Genomic DNA, 15,519 nt, shown 5'->3' with positions numbered 1-15,519 from the left:
GGGGACTCTGCCCCGGCACACTCTCACTCTACGAACAGCGATTCCACGACGTTGATCCAGCCGTGCTCGCTGGCGACCTCTTTCCCGTTCAGCCAGCGGCGCAGCATGTTCAGCGCCATCATCGCGCACACCTCCTGACGCACGGCCAGGCTGTGGCGGGTAATGCTCATCCTGACCCGCAGGGCGTGCGTCCCTTCCGGCGTTGCCAGGGCGAAGTTGAGGTGCTCCTCATCCAGCCCGCCCACAAACAGCGCCAGCCCGGCGAAATGCTTCACTCTGCGCTCGGATGCCCAGCGCGCGGTCTGCGCCAGCGTCTCCTGCTGGAACGGCACCACTTCACTGGCCAGCAGCGGCGCACCCGCCCGGGTAAGCTGAAGCGCCAGAAGCCCACCGGTAAACTGCTCGCTTAACGTCACGCTCAGCTGGCGGGACTGCAAATGCGCTGCGATCTGCGCCGGCAGCCCTTCCGTTCCTTCGAAAATCAGGCTTTCCCCGGCGACGCGCCGCACTTCCGGCCACAGTGCCAGCATGGCGGATTTCTCTGACGCCGGTCCGGTCAGCTTCAGTTCAATAATCGGCATGGAGGAGCGATAGCCCATCGACACCCCGGGAGGCAGTTGCAGGTGATCGAGGCTCTGGGCAAGATCGCTTTCCGAGCGACCAAAGGTGGTCAGACGCAGGCACAGCGGCGGTTCAGGCAGCGTAAAGCGCGCGCGCAGGCGCGGCAGGATCTGCTGCTCGACCATCACTTTAAATTCCGACGGCACGCCCGGGGTGAAGAACATCAGGCAGCGGTTCAGCTGAACGGCAAACCCGCAGGCGGTGCCGACCGGGTTATCAATCAGTTCCGCGCTGGCGGGAATTTCAGCCTGCTTGCGGTTGCTGGGGGCCATCACGCGGCCACGCCCGGAGAAAAAGCGCTCCATCTGCGCCAGCCACGCCTCGTGCAGGACCAGGCCTTCGCCTTTGGCCGTGGCAGCGGCCAGCGCGCTGAGATCGTCGCTGGTGGGTCCCAGCCCGCCGTTCACAATCAGCACGTCGCAGCGTTCGCTGCGCTCGCGAAGAACGTTGACCAGTGACTCAAGATTGTCACCTACGGTGTTGCGGCGCGTTAACGGTAATCCTTGCTCAAAGAAGAGATCGGCGAGCCAGGCGGCATTGGTATCAATGATTTGCCCATGCAGCACTTCGTCGCCAGTGGATAACATTTCCACGTTTATCATTGTGTTCTCCCATTTCAATGGTCAAAACACTATAGCGCAATCGAAGACCGGGGGAAGAGAGAAACTGGCGCGACTGAACGCCGCGCCGAGAGGATTAGAAACCGGCGCTAACGCCAACGTACGGGCCGTCTGCCAGGGCGTTGTCGCGGTTGCCGTCTTTACCGGCCAGGTTCAGATAGCGATAACCCGCTTCGATGGTGATCGGACGCATGATGGTCCAGCGCGCGCCAGCGTTAGCTTCCTGATAGCTGTCGATACCGCTGGAAAGGGAATCCGGAGAGTAGTAGTACTCACCGAACAGGCCAAAGCTGTCGCCAATTTTCCACTGCAAGCCGCCGCCCACTGCCGCCGCATAGCCTTCGTCGCCGTCGTTCGGGTTGGTGTAAATGCCTTTACCGCCGACGGTCGCCAGGAAGGGACCCAACGGCACGTTGAAGCCGAGACCCAGACTTGCCGCATCACCATCGTCGTCGTTATGCGTCCAGCCGCCGGTCATTGCCAGGCCTGCGCTATCCGTGCCAAGACCAAAGCCCAGATGGGTATAATCTTGTCCCGCCGAGCCGTTGAAGGAGATTGCGTTTGCCGCTGCTGAAACAAACATCAGGCCGCTTAAGCCCATTAATGCCACTTTTTTCATTGTCGTGATCCCGCACAATTTATTCAGAGATGTCCAAAAACCGCGAGATTTTAACCTGACTGCCTGTGTGATCAATGGACTCCGCGTGCGGCGGGCAATTAGTTTGTAACGATTTGATAATATCGGCATTTATACCAGCATCAGAAAGCGCATTTTCACGCTCAGCCCACCCAGATTTTCACTGGGCATCAGCTGAAGATGGCTGCGGTGCAGGCGGGCAATATCGTTGGCCAGCGCCAGGCCAATGCCGGACCCGGCGGCATCGCCCACGTTATCCAGCCGATGAAACGGCAGCATGGCCTGGGAGATCTGGTCTTCAGCGATGCCCGGTCCGCTGTCCTCCACGCTCAGCTCAACGGCATCGTTAGCCGTGCGCAGGTACACCGTCACGACGCCCTGCTCCGGCGTGTATTTGATCGCGTTCTCCAGCAGGTTGGCGCAAAGTTCGCCCAGCAGCACGTCATCCCCCTCAATCATTACCGGCTGCTGTACGCCGTCATAACCGAGATCGATACCCTTGCTGCGCGCCTGCGCCAGCCGGGAAAAGCAGCAGTTTTGCACCACCTGCACCAGATCGACAGGGGCAAACTGTCGCTCCCCCTGCTCTTTTCGCTTCACCGCCGAAAGCTGCAACAGCCTTTCCGTCAGCACGATGGTGTTATCCAGCGTGACGTTCATCGCCCGTAAGCTCTCCTGCCACAGCGCCGGATCGTTACGCGTCAGGGCAACCGATACCTGGGTTTTAAGCACCGCCAGCGGCGTTTTGAGCTGGTGTGAGGCGTCGGCATTAAAGCGCGCCTGCCGCGAAAGTACGCCGCGCAACCTGTCGATATAGCGGTTAAATGCCACAATCAGCAGCCGCGTTTCCGACCAGGGCAGCAGCTCCGGCAGCGGGGCCAGCAGCCCGGGCTCACGGCGCACCATCAGCGAAGAGAGCTGCCGCATCGGGCGCAGCACGCGACGCAGCAGCCAGGCGGTCAGGACCAGCGTCAGCAGCACCAGCAGCCCCTGCGACACGAGCGAGGAAAACAGCAGCTGAGTGGCCAGATAGCGCCGCGACTGCAACGTTTCGGCGACATAGATTTCCGCCATGCCGAACACACTGTCCTCGTTAACCGGCTGGAGCAGCTTCGCCACGCGGATCGCCTGCCCGCGATACTCGGTATGATAAAACCACGCCAGCGCCGGATAGTGGGAGGTGCGCGACGTGGAGGGAGGCATATTCGGCAGATCGTCATAGCCGGAGATCGTCCGCCCGTCAGGGTCCACGACCTTGTAATAGAGGCGATCGTTCATGTTCAGCTCGAAGCTGTCGAGCACGACCCAGGGCACGTTCACCTGGAGCTTGCCGTTGTGCACCACCAGCCGCTCTGACACCGTGCGCGCCGAGGATAACAGCGTGCGGTCATAGGCCTGCGTCGCCGCCTGTAGCGCGCTAACGTAGCTGTTAAAGGCTGACAGCCCCCATAACAGTAGCAGCGGCAAACCCAGAAAAAGCAAAAGTTGCAGGTAAAGCGACTGCGGCTTAACCCACCTCATCGCCGCACTCCAGCACGTAGCCCAGCCCCCGGAGGGTGGTGATCCGCACGCCGCTGCCGGTCAGCTTCTTACGCAGGCGGTGAATGTAGAGATCGATGCTCTCGGGGCTGACGTCGTCGTTCAGGCTGAACACCTGGTCGAAAAGCTGTTGCCGGGAGACGGGACGGGTCCGGCGGTGCATCAGCACCTTCAGCAAAGAGAGTTCCCGCGGCGTAAGGGAGAGGGGTTCATCGCGCAGCAGAAAAAAGCCTTCATCATCGTACTCCAGCTCTCCCAGCCGCTGGCGCTCCTGGGTTCGTCCTTCGCTGCGGCGCAGCAGCGCGCGCAGACGGGCATCAAGTTCCTCCAGCTCGAACGGTTTCGGCAGGTAGTCATCCGCCCCGGCATTCAGCCCCTTCACCCTGTCAGCCACGTTGCTGCGGGCGGTAAGAAACAGCACCGGCAGCGTCTGTCCGCGCTTTCTCAGCCGATGCACCACCTCCAGCCCGTCGAAGCCGGGCATACCGATATCAAGGATCGCGACGGCATAGTTTTCCCCCTGCAAAAGGTGATCGGCCGCCCGCCCATCGTTGACGCAATCCACGGCAAATCCGTTTTGTACCAGCGCTTTTTCCAGCCAGTGAGCCAGCTCACGATTATCTTCCGCGAGTAAGAGACGCATTCTGTAGTTAACTCCATGTTTTTACTGATTACGTTATGATGTTGCTTCGTTTTATGTCCGGTATGTTGTCCGGTTTTATAAAAGCAACTCAATTCATCACATGGAAAGAATGCCGACTTGTTACATGTTTGCAACATAGCGAGATGGGATATGCGGTCAGCTTAACACAAAACCTCACATCACCGGGCAGTCATCAAACTCACCAGAACGCGCATCGTTGATGATGTACGTGATTACCCCGAATATTGGTAGCGCTCCGCTGATGCCCTCGTCGTTGCCAGGTAGCCTCTCCTTTCTCCCGTTCGCTACGTTCTCAAGATGCGGCTGAGGGTATGTGCGGTACCTCTTTACTTTAAACTCACCGTTGCAGTCACAGATAAGCAGCGAGCCGTCACACGGGTTAAGTGAAGAGTCGATGACCAACAGCGCATCCTTCATGATGCCGCAGCGGTAGATAGTCTCACCGGCCCGCATGTAGTACGTAGCAGCTGGCTTCTGGATAAGCGCCTCATCAAGCGACAGGCGCGCTTCAACATAATCAGCAGCTGGACTAGGGAATCCCATAGCTCACCTCCGACAGTTACTGTATATACATACAGTACTCCGGCAATTGAAATTGATCAAGTGCTGATCAGATTGGTCTTAGGTGGTAAACTCCGCTAAATTCTAAAACAACCAAACTACTCATATGCTTAAGCTATTCTCAAAATATTTGACAGTAGGCGTGTTGAACACCGCCATTCACTGGTTCGTCTTCGCTGTTGGCGTCTACATGTTCTCTGTTAATCAGGCGGCAGCGAACTTTCTTGCTTTCGCTACCGCTGTGACATTCTCATTCTTCGCAAATGCGGCGTTTACTTTCAAATCAAAGCCAAAGGTGAAGGGGTATTTTCTGTTTGTCACTTTCATGGGGATCATGAGCATCCTGGTAGGGAAATTATCTGACTATTATCAGATCGCACCGATCATTACTCTTGTTGAGTTCTCGCTGATAAGCCTGGTGTGCGGTTTCTTTTATTCGAAACACATTGTATTTAGGGAAGAAAAATGAAGATTTCTCTGGTTGTTCCCGTCTTCAATGAAGAGGAAGCGATACCAATTTTTTACAAAACCGTCAGAGAGTTTGAAGACCTTCAGCCATACGAAGTAGAAATAGTATTCATCAACGACGGAAGTAATGATGCGACCGAGGCGATCATAAATTCAATTGCTATTTCAGACCCGCTCGTTAAGCCACTATCCTTCACTCGCAATTTCGGCAAAGAGCCTGCGCTATTCGCCGGGCTTGACCATGCTACCGGTGATGCGATTATCCCAATTGACGTAGACCTGCAAGACCCTATCGAGGTAATACCTCATCTTATCAATAAATGGCAGGCCGGTGCCGACATGGTTCTGGCTAAGCGCACAGACCGTTCCACTGATGGCAGGCTTAAGCGTAAGACGGCTGAATGGTTCTATAAGCTGCATAACAAAATCAGCAGTCCGCAAATTGAGGAAAACGTTGGCGATTTCCGCCTGATGTCTCGCGAAGTGGTAGAGAATATTAAGCTCATGCCAGAGCGTAATCTCTTTATGAAGGGTGTATTGAGTTGGGTAGGCGGAAGGGCTGATGTCGTTGAGTATGCCCGTGCAGAACGCGTTGCCGGTAATACAAAATTTAATGGCTGGAAGCTATGGAACCTGGCCCTTGAGGGTATCACGAGCTTCTCCACCTTTCCTCTTCGCATGTGGACCTATATTGGCCTCGCAGTAGCAGGAATGGCTTTCCTGTACGGTGCATGGATGATTATCAACACGCTTGCCTTTGGTAACCCAGTTCGTGGCTATCCGTCATTGCTTGTTTCTGTTCTGTTCCTTGGCGGCATACAGTTGATTGGGATTGGCGTGCTTGGGGAGTATGTAGGCAGGATATACACTGAAGTCAAAAACAGACCGCGTTATGTTTTAAAGAAGGGCAATGACAAATGAAAGCCATTGTGAGGTCTGTGATTTCTATACAGGCCATTACTATTGCATGTATCTATATTCTTACATTTATGTACTCACCACTAAACGGGGAGGATTATGGGCTCACAAAACGGTTTACCACTGAGAGGATTTCGGAACGCTTGTCATGGGCTCTGGAAAGGTCAGCTCATCAGATAGATTCATGGAATGCGAGACTTGGTGAGCAGCTATCAATTATCACACTCAGTCTACCTGATTATACTTTCCTTCTGGTAGCAGTGATTTCAATAGCTATGCTCTGCTATGTGATTTCGACTTTATTGTTCGATGATGAAAATAAATCATCCTCTTTAGTGATTGGCGTTATCTTTGTTTTCCTGCTGTGGCCGGGATTTGAGTTGTTTACATGGCGGACTGTTATAACTGGTTATACAGTACCCATGCTCCTGACGCTTGCTGTAATTCGTAAGTTCATGACGAATTCCAGGCGTGCCATGCTGAAAGATAGCAAAGTTCAAGTGGCATTGTATTGCTTCGTTGGATTTCTTTCCGGTCTCTCATTCGAAAATGTGCCAGTAGCAACCATCTTTTTCTTGTTTGCGATACTGTTCATGAACAAGCAGCTTAAAACGCGACTGGCACTTGTTCCTGTGTCTGTGCTGGCGGGGTGGGTATTGCTCGTTACTGCGCCATCGACAACATTCAGAAGAATTAAATACCATGAGTGGTACCACAAAGACATTCCATTTTTTGATGGCATTCAAGCGCGGGCGATCGATGTCGTGTCTGTATTTGCTCAGACATCTACTATTGTGTTCATTGCAGCAATACTGGCTCTTGCTTACCTCTACCATAAAAAACTTGTCTTAAAAGAGCATGATCTGTTACTAATTTCTTCTGTTTTAGTCGTAGGGTCTATGGTTGCCTCGCCATATACAGAGGCCAGATCTTTTATGTTCGCCTGGTGCGTCATGATCGCCTTTGTGGTTGCCGCTGTAAAAGCATTACTTGATGCCGACTGGAGATTTAACTTTGCTATTTTAGCAGTAGGCTTCATGGCACTTTATGTAAGCAAGGAACTATATCATCAAACACGAGAGTTTTATGAACCAATGCACTCGCGTGAGTCTTTTATTGAAGAAAGGCTTAAGAGCCGCGAATGTGCCAGTGGAATAAAGGTAGGTTTAGTGAAAGGATTTGATGATTACCGTTACGTAAATAACAGGGATGAATGGTACTACTATAATTTACCACTTGTTTCTGAATACTACGGATGCAAAATAATTAAATAAATAAGGGGGCGACTGCCCCTTATTTTACGCTTTTTTCCAGCCACCTGATCCGTCAGACCATAGTCGTACTGAATCACCGGCAGCTAGAACTATTGATTCCCCCAGGAAAAGGTTGCCACCTGAACCGCCCGAGTTTTCAAGCGTCATGCCATTAACAGAAAGGATCCTGACATACCTATCCTTAATGTAAGCCCCTCCATTCTGGATATTAATCGTGATCACACTCCCTGTCCCGTTAACCTGTACCGTATCTGCCACGCTCGGTATACCAACCACCCCTGAAGAAATGGTAGCCCTTGCCGCACCCATTGGGTCCCACCTGGTAACCTGACCTCTAACCCTGACATCAGAAGAGGCGGTAAAGATATCCTCAAGCAATGCGGCTGTTTTACATACCGCGCCATCAATAGTTACGTTATAAGAATCAGCATCAACATAAACTGCATAACGCTGACCCTCGCCACTACCTATTGTTACCGCGCTCAGCGAGATATTTTTGCTGTCACCAGGGAATGGATAGCCACCATTACCTTTGTGAATAATCAGAGCAGCCTGTAATGCGCCATCAACTTGACCTTTAAAGTTATCATTAAGGATAACTCCCGCGAAAGCCATATCTTCGCATGAGTTAATTTCAAGTCCATGCCATTCATTAGACTCAGATAATATTCCAGAGCCTGTACATTTACGGCAATCACCAAAATCAGCACCAACACCTTTGTTCTGGAATGCGATTATGCTGGCAAAAGTAATACAATCTGCATTAAAAAGAAATCCTTGATGGTCCTTCGTGGTTCCGTTTTTGTAAGCATGACAGTTTGTCAGGCTAGTGTAATGACTCTGTATCGCAAATCCGTTAAGCCCATTTTCCCTTGCAAAGCAATGATCAAGTTTAGCCATGTCATACACAGGAGTATCTGCGGTGGAAATGAAGTTTAAGGCAAAGCCATTCCCCCTATTCTTCCGTGAATTTACTTTGCTTATTTCCAGTGGTCTGATAGATCGCGTTGAACCAGATGCGTTTATCCCGTCACCACAGTTAATCAACTCAAGCTCTTCAAGAACTTCATTGGCGGCATTATATAGGCTGATTGCATGCCCAGTTTCAGCACCATTTACCACACCATTTTTAACTTTGTTTGGCAGCCTGTTATCACTGTAAACAGAGTTATTTATCTCAATGTTATGTCCGCAGGCATTAATCGAAGAAAAGTCGTTAAGCAGGCAATCACTAACTCCATTCATAACGACGTTTGATGCTGAGCCAGTGCAGTTTGCGCTGTTGCCGTCGATGGTCATCTTGCCTGTAATACGCGCACCGGATGCCATGTTAATCAACGTCGATGATGCACCAGCCTTACGCTTAATGATACCTGGCCCACGCCATTCGCATGTGCAATTTAGCGTAACAACCTCATACGTAACGCCAGACTGAAAAAGCAGCGCGCGTCCAAGTGATGCGGCGTAATCGTTAGCTTGCTGCACAATTTGCTGATCTGTTAATCCTGAAGCCCTGAAACTCTCAACAGGCACGACAGAATTTATGACGTTAACGCTTGGTACTAACGTATAGCCATTCGCCGATGCTAACTGGCTGCGTAACACAGAATCCCCGACGCTAAGCCAGGCATTTATGCCAAAGCCACCGGTTGTTTCCGGTGTAGAACCAGCAGGGACAACTTTAGGATAAGCCCCATCCCAGCGATAATACTCACCAGAATCGTTATCTTTCAGGATCTGGTTAGACTGAGTCAGAGTTGCTCCATCCTGAAATGACTCTACAGGGATCCAGCCGTAAGCAGCAATCGCATCCTGAACAAGCTTCGTAAGCCCACTGATTGTGTAATGGGCTCCACCGAAACGATCCAGATATGTTTTTTCATCAGAAGTGACGAACTGGTCGATTTTCCCTGCGTTAAACTTCAAATCGCGTGGTGATTCGCTTGGGACTGGAAAATTGGTAGGTTGCGTAGCCATATTCATTCCATAAAAAAACCCGGCGCGCTGGCCAGGTCTGGTTGGTCGGGGACGGTTCTTATTGGTAGATGGCGTCGCTGTATTCCGCGACGGTAAGAGATACCGTGTTATCTGTGTTCGGTTTGATGCTGTTGACAGTCCATAGTTGACTGTCCAGTTCCTCCACTGTCGCAATGAGGTAGCGCGAAGGGAGTTGCACTTCATCCCCATCCCAGAAATTTAATTCGATATCTGGAATGGAAGCGATAAATCCATAACTGGTATCAGGTCGAGGCGATGCAGGGTAACGGTAAGTAGGATTACCCAAACTATCGGTCACCAACACAAACATCTCTCCTGAGAAAGCAATCGGCTCGCTGGTATCGAAAGAATTGCCAGTTCGCCCCTTCAGGTATCCCTGTTGCTGGTTGGTGTCGTAAATGTCTGGCATCTGGATGACGCTACCGACCTGAATAATGCCGTCCTCAAACACTTTGGCATTCATCTTCACGCGCGAGTAAATCAGACGCTTGGTTTCCCGCAGCGCGCGCTCCCGTGCTTGATACTCATTACGGAAGCCGACGATATCAAGCTTGTTCGGGTTTTCCCCTTCCTGTTCTACGATGGAACCATTCAGGACGCGGTAGTTGACATACGTCTTGTTGTTCGTTGTGGGATGAACATAGGAAACCTGCACACCGTCATAACCGCCTGGAAGCGTGGCCTCGTACGTGATTTTGTACTCGTCCGTCTTCATATTGGCCCGATTGAATACGGCAGCCGGGTAATCAACCTTTTGGTCTCGAGTGAACGTGAGCACCCCGTCATCCCAATAGGCGACAACGCTGGCAGCATTGCAGATAGCCTGGACGCGATCTCCTAGAGAGTCATTCTCATCGTCAAACGTGTAGTCGAAGTATCCAAGACGCTCATCAGGCAGGCTTTCAGCGATAGAATACAGGCCATAGAGGTCAATGCTGCTTACCGGCTGCTCACCCATAATCAGCCATGTATGCGCCACAGCATCAGCGAATGAGCGAGATGCTCTAAGCGTGTAGTCCACCGCCTGAGTATCAAGGTCGTAACTGATAACCTTGCGGGTGACCAGCGCGTTATATTTACGCTCACGGCTACCCAAGGCGTTCTCAGTTGCCCTGACCTTGACTCGCACTAAGGTGTCTGTTGGATGTACTACATTCGTACGGATGTTGATGCTGTGAATCTCTTCCACCTTCAGGATGGAAGCATCTGAGGAGTTGTCAGTACGCTGGAAACTTAATGCGTACTTCCCGAAACCGCCTGTTGGGGAGATTTTGTCCGTCCGGTAGAAGACCTGGCTTGTAGAGTCGTGAGGCGTTGTCTGTCGGTAAGTAAGCGTCTGTTCAGTGCCAGGTATCTGGTTATATTCGTCATCGATTTTCCAAAGTACCAACTTCCAGTTAGTCTCAGTATTCCCGCCAAGGCTCGACTGCGTGTGAACCCACAACTGCGAAGATTCGACAGGAGAAAAGAACGGTCCGACAACCAATGCTTCATTGTCATTCAGAATGAATTTGGTGGTGTTGATTGTGGCGTTAGAAGGGATGTCAGCCGGACCAAGCAGGTCATCCATGGTGAAGGTGTACCAGATGACCGGATTGGTAACTGCACCGTCATTCGTCTCAACTGCTGAAATCAACGTCCCAGAGAATGTCGCATCCTTGGTTACCGAACCGGATGTCGTGTTGTAAGTAACGTTGATAGTAAACGTCACTGCATGTGGAAGAACGAGGTCCATGAAGTAATCAAATTCGTCCTGCTTGACGATTTTCATGGCTATCTGACCTCCAGAGTATGAACCACTAACAACAGTCGATGCTGTTGCTGTTTCAATAGGGAAGTCATCAGCTTCGTTCTGCCCGGGAACTTCTTGCCCATCAACATCATCGAAACTGTAACCTTCCACTATCTGTGGTATCACCTCGCCTGGCTTATAGAACTGGTATTCAGCCCCAGCCATGCTACCTAAACTTGATTCTGAATAGCGCACAGATTCATAGTCATACTCGCCAATTCCTACGCACATCCACTCTGTTACGTACTTGAGCCCGCCATCCTTAACTGTCTGCGAGATATACTCAAATACTGATTCCTGAATTAGGTCTGGAAACGATCTGACTTGCCCGTAAATGTCTGGCTTGGCTTTATAGACGCGAGCCGTGTTCGTTTGTGCAGTTAGTGAGTTATTTGGTGAATCAATGGTACTGCCGCCTGTATTTGTTACAGATGGCTTTGGAGCAAGGAATGAGAACACCTGCCCTACGGCTTTGAAGATTGGGCTCAGTATGTCGCCGACAACGCCTTTCGGTTGGTCAAATATCTGAACCGTATCTAACTCGCTCAGCTCGAAGTTAAGCTCGTCATCGTCATTAAGCCTTACACCGTTCCGAAAGATAACTACATCACTGTGAAGCCTGCTGTCGTTAGCTATCAGGAAGTCATAAAAAAAGGTGCCATTTGGCACCTTGTATCGTTCTTTTGGCGTTCCAGGGAACAGACTTAACTCAATCAGAGCCATATTCGAAGAACTCCACTTTGGTAAATGCCCTCTTAATCACGAGCAAAGAATCCATCCTTACGCTGCCGTTCTCACCGCGCGAGTGTAGAACCTGACGATTCAGTACAAGGCCAACATGAGCAGGCTGTGAGCCGCGATAACCGACGAAAATACCACCTTCAACCGGTTTATCGACCTTGCGCCAGAAAACGACATCACCTTGATAGCAGGTAAAGAAATCTGCACCTGATTCGTAGTCAGCGGTCTGATGCAGTTCAATTCCAAGAACATGACGGTAATAGAGAACGCACAATCCCCAACAATCCACCTTCTGAAACGTGCAGGCTCGGTTCGACCACGGGACACCGATAACCCGTTTGATAAATTCGTCCTTTGTCATGCTGGCGCCTTATAGATATTGAAGTCCGGTGTACTCCTCAGGATCGTAAAGCCGCCCAATGTTGTTGTTCAGAGGGTTAGTTACCGAGAGACTTACGGATGCGGCGTCTGCTTCTATATCCACAGTCTTGACGTACAGCTCCCATGACTTAATAGGTGCAGACACATCACCACTATCAAATATTTGTCGAGTGGCTTTAATGGCTGTCAGCCTGTTTGCGCCTCGCCACTTAGTCATAAGTGCTTTGATGTTCGAGGAAAGCCGACCAAGCTTCACAGTTGCGTCAATAACAGGCGTACCGCTCTGCTGGCTCTCTTCTATTTCAAAGCGCGCGGGCGTGTATGTCTGGCCGCCGAGCGTCTTCGGGAAGAATTGCTTATCAACAAGAAGAATGTACCCGAATGATGGGTGATAGAACGTCAGCGTGTCGTAAAGACCACGCATTGGACGTTGTTGCTTATATTGACGATATGATGGCATCAGGGAACTCTCGGAAGGCTTTCGGGGTCTCGGTTATCCGGATATCCGGTAACTACAATATCCAGCCAGCTATTCCATGGAGGAGGAAGCTCAACAATGATGTCGTCAAACTCGTCGTCTTCGTTATAAAGATGATTTGCAATTACATTACCGGTCCATGTAATCGCTCCGCCATCTATACTGGTCTGCACTGGCAATCCGTCCTCAGTGAAATGAAGCTCCTGCATTTGCAGGCCACTGCCTCCAAGATTCACTCTCATACGGAACCAGTTAATTCCCTTATTAAGATACTTTGGGCTTCTTAACCACTGCTGAAAAGCCCTGTCCTGGTCGGGTGTGAATCTCCATGTAAGAGACCATGTAACTTTTAAATCATCAGTAACACTCTGGAAAATTGCTGGACCTACTGCTGGCTGATCAGTCTGATAACCAGTGTCAAACTTCATATTCTTGCCAGCTTTGATAGCAAGAGGAAGCCAGTCAGGGTAATCAATAATTGCCATTAATTCTGACCTCTCGGCGTTCGCTTGACGTTGTGGTTGGCAGTGATGGCCTGACTTGCAGGGCCTCCGTTATTCATGTCGGCAACAAATGCCTCAAGCGTCCAGCTTCCGTCACTGTTTTGCGTGGCCTGAGCATCGACTGATGCAGATGAATAGTTGTAGATATTGAGAACAGGCGCACCAGTACCACCTCCTGCAACATCTCCGGCAGGGACTACCTTTCCACTCGTCGTAGGCATCATGTACTGCTTGCCGCCACTTGTCTGGAACATTTCCGGCTCACCGCTTTCGTTAACCCGGTACATGCTTCCTGCTGAGGTGGTGCCGCCATATCGACGTGCGCCAGCCAAAGCGAGACCTTGTGCAAGGCCAACAGTAGAGGTAATCCCTGCCATTGCAGGAGCGGAGTTAGCACCGAAGGATGCCAGGCTTGCGAGTGCAGCGGCGGGAGCATAAGCGGCAGCCATTGCCGCACCGGTCGTGGCTGCCAGCGCGGTTGATGCAGACGCCGCCGTTTGCCCGATAACCATATTTTTGATTGCCTGCACACCCATCTGAACCAAGGCACCAACCGCCTGGTCGAGAATTGTCGATGCAAGATTTCTAACGGCATCTGAAGCAGACTGTGTTCCTGTTATCAGTCCCGTTATGGCGTTAGTGGTTCTCTGGCCTACGGCATCAATCGTGCTCATCAGGAAATCGTTGAGCTGTGACTGCGCACGATACTGCTGCTCTATTGCTGCAAGTCGTTGCTGCTCATATTGCGTCTGTGAAGCGGCAATGAGCGCGTCTGCCTGCTGGCTTGAAATGACTCTCGCCTGCTCATACTGCCGAATTAAAGCAATCTTCTGCGCGTTTTCATTGGCTAACTGTTGAACAGGGTCAACATCGCCAGCCGCCTGCTGCTGTGGTGATACAGCCTGCTGAGAAGCGATATTTGCAAGCGCCTGCTGATGCTGAACAGCTAACTGCTCAGACTGCGAGTTGTACTGCTCCTGAGATATCAGATTGCCTTGTAACTGGCGATCTAATTGATTTGCTGCATCCTGATACGCCTTATTTTCATTTCTGGTTGGATCTGCTGCGATTGCTGCGTTCAGGTCTTGCTGCTTTTGTTGGGCATCAAATGCAGCGCCCGCGGCAGATTGCATTGCGTCTTTCTGAGCTTGTGTAGCACTTGCTGATAACCGGCTAACCTGCTCATTGATGTAAACCTCTCTGTTTAACCCCTGCATAGCCATTTCTGAATTTATGGCTGTTTGTTGCAGTTGCTGTATCTGCTTAGCTATATCATCTGTGGCTTTTGCTGCTTTTTTTGACGCCGCTGTAGTTGCCTTGCTTTCCCCAGAATTGCCTATAACTGGAACATTTAAAGGCTTATTGTTTGCAGCCGACTTGGAAGCCTTAGCCACAGCATCCATATCGCCCACTAAGGTCGCAGCCTGCTCACTTACACTTGCCAATACCTCGTTCTGCTCTGACCAGCCATCAATTCCAAGCCATGACCACGTTCTTGCTCGGCGAGAGAACATTTCAGCTGTGCTTGTAAGATCTGATATTTGCTGTGCAGCGCTAGCAGACTGCCCCATCAATTGTTGGAGTGCGCTATTAAGTGAATCAATAACGCGAACCATTGTATTGCTGGCCCCTGTCGCATCATTTATGTTTTTCACAAGCGACTGGAAAGTAATTTCTAATGAAGATGTGGCTTGCTGCATGGAGCGAGGAAGCTTTTCAAATTCAGATGCTACGGCATCGGTTTGGCTCATTATGGAATTTAATGCATCCTGAGCGGTAAGCTTTCCGTCCAGCATTAATTGCCGAAGCTGACCCATTGAAATACCAAGACCTTTTGCCATTCTCCGGCCAAGTTCTGGCATTTGCTCGATAATGGAGTTGAACTCTTCAGCCCTTACCTGTCCTGATGCGATTGACTGCCCAAACTGTCGCAAGGCGTTAGCCATTTCTTCAGATGAAGAACCGCCAATCTTGCCAATCTGCTGCAAAGTTCTTGTTAACGAAAGAATCTGTTCATTTGTAGCTCCCGCATCTTTTAGTGATGCCGTCATTGTTTCCCATAGTTTCGTGGTATCACGAAGACTTGCCCCTGTCTGGGACGCAATTCCAGCAAGCGACTGGAAAGTGGCGGTCGCTTGCCCTGAAGAGCTAGAAAGACGAGCAATCCTGGCCTGCAACTGTGTCATGTCGTCCGCAACGGTAATGAATGCCTCACCCTGACCTGCCCCCACGATTAGATACAACACTCAGTTAGTAACGTCGGAATCTTCATTCTCAGAATGACCCTTTCTCCAGCCCGCTGCAAATTCAGACGGTGTCTGATA

At 50.9% G+C, this 15,519-nt stretch carries 14 protein-coding genes; 3 read left to right on the top strand and 11 right to left on the bottom strand.

What is annotated here, in order from left to right; genetic code table 11:
• Positions 1-23 precede the first annotated feature (23 nt).
• From ACOTW6_RS20755 to ACOTW6_RS20735, 5 genes are all read right to left on the bottom strand, one after another.
• Complete coding sequence (locus tag ACOTW6_RS20755) at positions 24-1,223, bottom strand: nicotinamide mononucleotide deamidase-related protein YfaY (RefSeq protein WP_062932741.1); 1,200 nt, start codon at positions 1,221-1,223, stop codon at positions 24-26.
• Positions 1,224-1,317: 94 nt separating this feature from the next.
• Positions 1,318-1,860, bottom strand: coding sequence for a YfaZ family outer membrane protein (locus ACOTW6_RS20750; RefSeq protein WP_003859436.1), 543 nt, complete (start codon positions 1,858-1,860; stop codon positions 1,318-1,320).
• 129 nt (positions 1,861-1,989) lie between these two features.
• Positions 1,990-3,399: a sensor histidine kinase gene (locus ACOTW6_RS20745; RefSeq protein ID WP_062932740.1), complete on the bottom strand. Its 1,410-nt coding sequence runs from the start codon at positions 3,397-3,399 to the stop codon at positions 1,990-1,992.
• Positions 3,386-4,060, bottom strand: a complete 675-nt coding sequence (gene tctD, locus ACOTW6_RS20740) for a transcriptional regulator TctD (RefSeq protein WP_017693014.1) — start codon at positions 4,058-4,060, stop codon at positions 3,386-3,388. The genes ACOTW6_RS20745 and tctD overlap by 14 nt, the downstream gene beginning before the upstream one ends.
• Positions 4,061-4,234: 174 nt before the next feature.
• Positions 4,235-4,624: a S24 family peptidase gene (locus tag ACOTW6_RS20735; protein WP_213789345.1), complete on the bottom strand. Its 390-nt coding sequence runs from the start codon at positions 4,622-4,624 to the stop codon at positions 4,235-4,237.
• A 124-nt stretch (positions 4,625-4,748) separates the two neighbouring features.
• Here ACOTW6_RS20735 and ACOTW6_RS20730 point away from each other — a divergent pair, with 124 nt between their 5' ends.
• From ACOTW6_RS20730 to ACOTW6_RS20720, 3 genes are read left to right on the top strand one after another with little or no spacing between them, the layout of a single operon-like run.
• Positions 4,749-5,111: a GtrA family protein gene (locus tag ACOTW6_RS20730; protein WP_213789344.1), complete on the top strand. Its 363-nt coding sequence runs from the start codon at positions 4,749-4,751 to the stop codon at positions 5,109-5,111.
• Positions 5,108-6,031 carry a glycosyltransferase family 2 protein gene (locus ACOTW6_RS20725; protein ID WP_213789343.1) on the top strand — a complete coding sequence of 308 codons (924 nt, stop codon included), beginning with the start codon at positions 5,108-5,110 and terminating at the stop codon, positions 6,029-6,031. The genes ACOTW6_RS20730 and ACOTW6_RS20725 overlap by 4 nt, the downstream gene beginning before the upstream one ends.
• Positions 6,028-7,302 (top strand): DUF6056 family protein, encoded by a 1,275-nt coding sequence (locus ACOTW6_RS20720; protein ID WP_213789342.1) that lies wholly within the window; start codon positions 6,028-6,030, stop codon positions 7,300-7,302. The genes ACOTW6_RS20725 and ACOTW6_RS20720 overlap by 4 nt, the downstream gene beginning before the upstream one ends.
• A 24-nt stretch (positions 7,303-7,326) precedes the next feature.
• On the opposite strand, the gene ACOTW6_RS20715 is transcribed toward ACOTW6_RS20720, so the two are convergent.
• From ACOTW6_RS20715 to ACOTW6_RS20690, 6 genes are read right to left on the bottom strand one after another with little or no spacing between them, the layout of a single operon-like run.
• On the bottom strand, positions 7,327-9,279 hold the full coding sequence (locus tag ACOTW6_RS20715) for a hypothetical protein (protein WP_213789341.1): 1,953 nt from the start codon (positions 9,277-9,279) through the stop codon (positions 7,327-7,329).
• Between the two features lie 58 nt (positions 9,280-9,337).
• Positions 9,338-11,815 carry a host specificity factor TipJ family phage tail protein gene (locus tag ACOTW6_RS20710; protein WP_213789340.1) on the bottom strand — a complete coding sequence of 826 codons (2,478 nt, stop codon included), beginning with the start codon at positions 11,813-11,815 and terminating at the stop codon, positions 9,338-9,340.
• The gene (locus tag ACOTW6_RS20705) at positions 11,802-12,194 is read right to left on the bottom strand and encodes an NlpC/P60 family protein (RefSeq protein WP_213789339.1); all 393 of its coding nucleotides are present in this window, start codon (positions 12,192-12,194) and stop codon (positions 11,802-11,804) included. The genes ACOTW6_RS20710 and ACOTW6_RS20705 overlap by 14 nt, the downstream gene beginning before the upstream one ends.
• Before the next feature lie 9 nt (positions 12,195-12,203).
• Positions 12,204-12,674 carry a DUF1833 domain-containing protein gene (locus ACOTW6_RS20700; protein WP_213789338.1) on the bottom strand — a complete coding sequence of 157 codons (471 nt, stop codon included), beginning with the start codon at positions 12,672-12,674 and terminating at the stop codon, positions 12,204-12,206.
• Positions 12,674-13,177 carry a hypothetical protein gene (locus ACOTW6_RS20695; protein WP_213789337.1) on the bottom strand — a complete coding sequence of 168 codons (504 nt, stop codon included), beginning with the start codon at positions 13,175-13,177 and terminating at the stop codon, positions 12,674-12,676. Before ACOTW6_RS20695 ends, ACOTW6_RS20700 begins: the two co-directional genes overlap by 1 nt.
• On the bottom strand, positions 13,177-15,426 hold the full coding sequence (locus ACOTW6_RS20690; protein WP_421766293.1) for a tape measure protein: 2,250 nt from the start codon (positions 15,424-15,426) through the stop codon (positions 13,177-13,179). The genes ACOTW6_RS20695 and ACOTW6_RS20690 overlap by 1 nt, the downstream gene beginning before the upstream one ends.
• Positions 15,427-15,519 lie beyond the last annotated feature (93 nt).

Origin of the sequence: Enterobacter cloacae complex sp. IR5403, from assembly GCF_049238705.1 — a bacterium.
Classification (GTDB): Bacteria; Pseudomonadota; Gammaproteobacteria; order Enterobacterales; family Enterobacteriaceae; genus Enterobacter; species Enterobacter hormaechei_C.
This window is presented reverse-complemented; position numbering and strand designations above follow the sequence as displayed.

Bases quoted from the DNA above. Each gene is read 5' to 3' on its own strand.
- ACOTW6_RS20710 (WP_213789340.1), bottom strand. From the start codon at position 11,815: ATGGCTCTGATTGAGTTAAGTCTGTTCCCTGGAACGCCAAAAGAACGA.
- ACOTW6_RS20745 (WP_062932740.1), bottom strand. From the start codon at position 3,399: ATGAGGTGGGTTAAGCCGCAGTCGCTTTACCTGCAACTTTTGCTTTTT.
- ACOTW6_RS20705 (WP_213789339.1), bottom strand. From the start codon at position 12,194: ATGACAAAGGACGAATTTATCAAACGGGTTATCGGTGTCCCGTGGTCG.
- ACOTW6_RS20750 (WP_003859436.1), bottom strand. From the start codon at position 1,860: ATGAAAAAAGTGGCATTAATGGGCTTAAGCGGCCTGATGTTTGTTTCA.
- tctD (WP_017693014.1), bottom strand. From the start codon at position 4,060: ATGCGTCTCTTACTCGCGGAAGATAATCGTGAGCTGGCTCACTGGCTG.
- ACOTW6_RS20695 (WP_213789337.1), bottom strand. From the start codon at position 13,177: ATGGCAATTATTGATTACCCTGACTGGCTTCCTCTTGCTATCAAAGCT.
- ACOTW6_RS20725 (WP_213789343.1), top strand. From the start codon at position 5,108: ATGAAGATTTCTCTGGTTGTTCCCGTCTTCAATGAAGAGGAAGCGATA.
- ACOTW6_RS20735 (WP_213789345.1), bottom strand. From the start codon at position 4,624: ATGGGATTCCCTAGTCCAGCTGCTGATTATGTTGAAGCGCGCCTGTCG.
- ACOTW6_RS20755 (WP_062932741.1), bottom strand. From the start codon at position 1,223: ATGATAAACGTGGAAATGTTATCCACTGGCGACGAAGTGCTGCATGGG.
- ACOTW6_RS20730 (WP_213789344.1), top strand. From the start codon at position 4,749: ATGCTTAAGCTATTCTCAAAATATTTGACAGTAGGCGTGTTGAACACC.
- ACOTW6_RS20715 (WP_213789341.1), bottom strand. From the start codon at position 9,279: ATGGCTACGCAACCTACCAATTTTCCAGTCCCAAGCGAATCACCACGC.
- ACOTW6_RS20720 (WP_213789342.1), top strand. From the start codon at position 6,028: ATGAAAGCCATTGTGAGGTCTGTGATTTCTATACAGGCCATTACTATT.
- ACOTW6_RS20700 (WP_213789338.1), bottom strand. From the start codon at position 12,674: ATGCCATCATATCGTCAATATAAGCAACAACGTCCAATGCGTGGTCTT.